Source organism: Pedobacter sp. 01N310 (assembly GCF_056399805.1).
This window is the reverse complement of record NZ_JBFTSB010000018.1, coordinates 1-5597: the sequence shown is the minus strand read 5'-3', so window position 1 is coordinate 5597 and position 5597 is coordinate 1. Positions and strand designations below refer to the sequence as shown.

At 38.8% G+C, this 5597-nt stretch carries 3 protein-coding genes and 1 tRNA gene; 2 read left to right on the top strand and 2 right to left on the bottom strand.

From position 1 onward, the window contains the following. Nucleotides 1–246: 246 nt before the first annotated feature. A tRNA-Ile gene (locus AC1DNH_RS20905) sits at nt 247–320 on the bottom strand. A gap of 226 nt (nt 321–546) precedes the next feature. Here AC1DNH_RS20905 and AC1DNH_RS20900 point away from each other — a divergent pair. Next, nucleotides 547–2640, top strand: a complete 2094-nt coding sequence (locus AC1DNH_RS20900) for an HRDC domain-containing protein (protein WP_477625627.1) — start codon at nt 547–549, stop codon at nt 2638–2640. Nucleotides 2641–2645: 5 nt separating this feature from the next. Here the strand turns inward: AC1DNH_RS20900 and AC1DNH_RS20895 are convergent, their stop codons facing one another. Then, nucleotides 2646–3614 (bottom strand): ligand-gated ion channel, encoded by a 969-nt coding sequence (locus AC1DNH_RS20895; RefSeq protein ID WP_477610769.1) that lies wholly within the window; start codon nt 3612–3614, stop codon nt 2646–2648. 155 nt (nt 3615–3769) lie between these two features. On the opposite strand from AC1DNH_RS20895, the gene AC1DNH_RS20890 reads away from it, so the two are divergent. Continuing rightward, nucleotides 3770–5038, top strand: coding sequence for an Hsp70 family protein (locus AC1DNH_RS20890; RefSeq protein ID WP_477585821.1), 1269 nt, complete (start codon nt 3770–3772; stop codon nt 5036–5038). The last annotated feature ends 559 nt before the right edge of the window (nt 5039–5597 follow it).

The window sequence follows — 5597 nt, the reverse complement described above, 5'->3', positions numbered from 1 at the left end:
TGACACCGGTAATAGTAAAGTTTGCTAGTATAAAATCTGGTAAGAACAATTTAAGTAAAGAGGCTGCAGGGGAAGTCATATAAAGTGAAATAGTAAAATGCAAAGCTATTTGTTTTTACCGTCCTCCACAACTTTTGGTATTGATCCGATATTATAAAAAATCAGACAAATATTAAAAAGATAATTTCAATAAAGTTTAGGCAACAAAAAACCCCTTCAAGTCATACTTAAAGGGGTTTAAAGCAGTGGGCCCACCTGGGCTCGAACCAGGGACCAAAAGATTATGAGTCTTCTACTCTAACCAGCTGAGCTATAGGCCCGGAAAAAAGGTTATCCTTTTTTGCGAGTGCAATGTTACAAATTTGAATTGAATTTTCGAAAATGTTTTCGGCATTTTTTCATAAAAAGAAAGAATATAAACTCATTTTCAAGTGCTTAATTTTACTTTTCATTTACGGACCGTCTTTTTCTAATTAGAAATTGTGGATAAAACGCCTATTAATCTATCCTCAAATCCATTTCGAATAGGTTAATTTTGTAATTGATATGAATACGCCCGATCCGGACAACCAACTTCTTTTAGATTTTTTAGCCACTACCAACCAGCCTGTTTTTTTAACCGGTAAAGCTGGAACGGGCAAAACTACGCTGCTACGCAAGATTAGAGATACCACTAAAAAGAATTTTGCCATTGTTGCACCCACTGCTGTAGCCGCAATAAACGCTGGTGGCGTAACGCTTCACTCCTTTTTTCAGATTCCCTTTGGCCCTTTGGTTCCTGTTGTTGATGAAAATGCTGAAACGAATTTCAAATACTCAGACGAAAAAACAAGGTTATTACGCTGCCTTGATTTATTGATTATTGATGAGATTAGTATGGTAAGGGTTGATTTAATTGATTTTATCGACCGTACTTTAAAACGTGTTAAGGGCTCTAACCGTCCCTTTGGTGGCGTTCAGGTGTTAATGATCGGCGATCTTTACCAGCTCTCTCCTATTTTTCACGATGCCTGGCATATCCTGGGCAGTTACTATTCCAGCCCATACTTTTTCGATAGTCTGATTTTCAGGTCTACGCCAATGCTTACGTTTACTTTAGATAAAGTTTACCGCCAATCAGACCCCATATTTCTGGATATTTTGAACGGCATGCGCGAAAACAGTCTTGATGCTGGCTTGCTAGCGAAACTGAATGAGCGTTACGATCCATCTTTAGATCAGGAATGGAAAGATGATTACATTACTTTAACCACACACAACCAGCTGGTTAACGAAATCAACCAGGGCTGTTTAGAAAAATTACCAGGAGAAATTTTCGAATTTAATGCGGAGGTAAGTGGCGATTTCCCTAAAGATGCCTACCCTACCGATGAAAAACTCCAGTTAAAACTGGGGGCGCAGGTTATCTTTATTAAAAATGATTCTTCGGGCAAAAAGCAGTTTTACAATGGAAAAGCGGCAAAAATAACTGCTATTAGTCAAGATTCGGTAAAAGTAACCTTTACCAACGGTGGCAGGGAAATCGAAGTAGAAAAAGAAATCTGGCAAAATGTTAAATATAGCCTGAGTGACGAAGAAAATAAAATCGACGAAACCAGTACCGGATCATTCTCGCAATACCCGTTTAAACTGGCATGGGCCATCACTGTACATAAAAGCCAGGGATTAACCTTCGATCAGGCGATAGTTGATGTAAGCACCGCATTTACCCACGGACAGGCTTATGTAGCACTCAGTCGCTGCAGAAGCTTAGAAGGGCTTATTCTAAAATCACCTGTGGTTGCCGAAAATATCATTACCGATGCCAAGGTAATCAGTTTCACAAAAGCAAGTCACCAGGATAAACCTACGCCAGAGCTGCTGGCACGTTATACGCAGCGTTACGCTTGGGGATTGATCCACGAGCTTCTGGATTTCTCTCTGGTAGCCAAAGACTGGGAGAAACTCGGGCGTTCCAAACTGATCGACAAAGACGAGAAAAATGCCTTTTTATCAATTTACGAACAAGGCAGCCAGATCCTTCAGCACGAAATCTTTAAAGTGGCCAGGAATTTTATCGCAAAAGAATTTTCGAAAATAAGCACCGATGAAAATCCCGCAAATGAAAGTGCTTTTATGGAACGTTTGCAGAAGGCATCTGATTATTTCGTTCCAAAACTGGAACAGCTCATTACCTTAATGGCAAGAATTGTGGCCATCAACTTTTATAATGATACCCACTCTGACAAACTCCTTACGCTATTAAACGACTGTAAAGATGCACTCCAGATAAAACTGGCTTTATTTAAAATTTCGTGGAATCCATTTTCAATTAAAGATTATATCCATACTTTGCACGCCGCGGGCAATAAACAGCCAGAGAAAAAACCAGTTAAATCGAGCATCAAGCCAAAAGAGGTTTCCAATCCACAGGTTTATAAAAATCTGGTCGAATGGCGCAAAACAATCGCGCTGCAACGGGGTACCCAAGATTATGCGGTACTTTCAGACTTAGCACTACTTTCCATTGCAGAAAAAATGCCCAGAACTACCGATCAACTGGCAGCACTTAAAAGCGTGGGAATTGGCAATGCAAAAGAACTTGGCCAGCAAATTACCCGCATTGTAAACGCCCATTTGGGTACAAGTGAGTTATTTTAAATGATCTAAGCATTTATTGCCTTTACAATAAAGAAAATATTTAAAAGAAGGTAAACAGTTAAAAGCGAGATGGAGTAAAACCGGTCAAACCTTTCGGCTTTTTTCTCATCTCCTCTTTTGATCATTTTTAAAGAAAAGGCTGTTAATATGATAACGATTAAAATAAACACCAACGTAATTCCGTGCAGCGTATCTACCAGGGTAAAAGTAGTCGATTCGGGAAGTGAACCATCAATAATGTATTTATTACCGATTACAGCAAAAAGAGAGCCTACACTTAAGCCAAAGCGCGAGTCGATGCTATCGGCATGGATATAAAAGCACATATACGCAATGAAAAAAGCAATATACATGCCTAAAAACATCTTCCAGAACAGGCCAAAAGCATCTCTACTAATCCCGATCCTCACCTTATAACTACTATATTCTGTTCTTGGCACTTTTATACTTGGATCGCCAAAAGCCGTTTCATAAATTTTATTGGCTGCAGAAGTTTTTAAACTGTCGATATTCCACCCGCGTAGGGTAAACCGGGGATCAAACTGTTTACCTAAAGTATCAGGAACAAATACCAAGCTTGCTGAGTCAAATTGTGAATTCTCTACAGAAAGCTTCAACAATTGATGGTCGAATGGAAAATTATTGATCGACCAAGAATCTTTCATTACACACTGCAACTTCATTAGCATATATACTTCATTACCACTGCTATCTATAGTTGAAAATGATTTGCTAATCGTTTTGGCCTGCGGTATCTCCAGGTTATCGGCAAAATTAAATTCCTTGTTTTTATACTTTAGCCATAGCCAGAAATTAATGGTATATTCTTTGTCTTTAAAATCTATATCGTGGATGCTCGTTACATAAATCCCTGTCTTTACCGTATCGGGTATATTTTTTTGAGCGAAAGAAACCGTATTTATGCAAAAAAGCTGAAAAATCAAGCCCAGTAAAAAGAGTATAGTAGTTTTCAACTGTGACTAATTTAAAATGTGAATGTTTGTTAAATATAGTGAATAAGGTTTTATATATAAGGGATATTTTAAGCTTAAAAAGCTTTCAGGCCTCGCTTTTTTTTAATACTTTCGCAACCCCATTTTAGTCGCCAAACACACCAGCATATCAAGCCATGAGTAAGTTTTTATACGGAATCGATTTTGGAACAACCAATTCGGCACTTTCTATTTATGATGAAGAAAAGAAAGAAATTGTAGATACGATTTCTATCCCCTCATTAATCTATTTTACAGAAGTAAAGAGTATTGTTGATGGTGAAAGTCATATTGTTGGCGAAAAAGCAATCGATGCTTACCTGAGCGATGGCATGAAAGGTCGCTTTATCAAATCCATTAAACAGATCCTTTCGAGAACTACTTTTACCGAAACCCGTATTCACAATAAAAGATATACAGCTTCCGATCTGGTTACACTCATTCTTAAAGACCTGAAAGAAAAAGCCGATCTGATTACGGGCTACGACTGCCAAAAAGCCATTATCGGCCGGCCTGTTTTCTTTGATGATGATAATACGATGAAAGATACCCTGGCGCAGACCAGGCTAAAAAAAGCTGCCGAAAGCGCGGGTTTTACTGATGTGCGTTTTCAATTCGAACCTATTGGGGCGGCCTTTGCCTACGAAAAAACAATCAGGAAGAAAGAACGGGTTTTAGTAGCCGATTTAGGTGGAGGTACAACAGATTTTACCTACCTGATCCTCGATCCGGATAAGGTTGGCAGCAAAGACCGTAAAAACGACATGATTGCCTCTGGTGGTATATACATTGGTGGCGATAGTCTCGATTCTGCTTTTATGTGGGATAAAGGCACACCATATTTCGGAAAAAATACGATGTATGAGGCTACACCCGGTAAAATTTTAAATGTGCCGAAATCGCTTTTCGCCAATATCTGCACCTGGGATAAAATGAACTTTTTTAACGGTTTAAAAATCCAGAAAGAGATTGAGGAATATTATTATTACTCTGGGAACGATCCGAAATTTAAGAACCTGATCACCCTGATCGAAAATAACCTCGGTTATTCCTTGTTCAGATCAATTGAGAAAACGAAAATCGAACTTTCCGACCAGCCTGTTTCTACCTTTGCCTATAACAATATGAAAATTGAGATTGATGAAAACATTTCGCTCGATCAGTATAATTCGATTATCGAAAAAGACATCAACAAAATCGATGCTTATCTGGATCAATTTATGGAAACATACAAAATCAAGCCAGAAGACATTGACTGCTTGTTTTTAACCGGAGGAACATCGATGGTTTCGGCCGTACAAAATCTGTTTAAGACTAAATTTCCGCATATTCCATTAAACTCTGGCGATAATTTTAAAAGTGTTGCCAAAGGATTGGCCTATAGCGGTTATCTATTTGAGGATTAAAGGTAAATCTGCAATATAGCAGCACTGTCTGCATACGTCATAGGCCGAGGAGAAGAAGTGCTGATTTGGATTTGGAGCGCAATGCCTGTGCAAAACACTCAGTTTCTTCCCGTTTTCCGCCTTTACGCTTCGCTACCTCGTACCTCGTTGCTGCAGGGTAACGCTTCAACCGGGGCTAATGGGCCAAAACAGTATTTCATTTTTGTGGTTGCAGGATGCACAAACCCTTGTTCCTAAACCCGATTGGAGCGAACATACCGATTCTTCATCGGTATAAAGCGTAAAGCGGGGCTGACAGCCGCCAAGAACCACTGCACGCTCATTTTCTAAAATTAATCGAAAAAATTATCCTTCGGTATGCTTCAATATTAATGACTGATGGATAAAGTAGATGAATAATCTTAAGATATCGTCATCTCCTTTGGTTTATCAAACTGATTTTTCTTCTTGCAATAGTATTACAAGAAGAAAGCTTGGTAAGCGTTTAAATAAAAGGCAGGGTGAATTTCCGTCATCTCTAGTTTACAGAACTTATGGTCGTATTAGTCCCTGCCTTTTA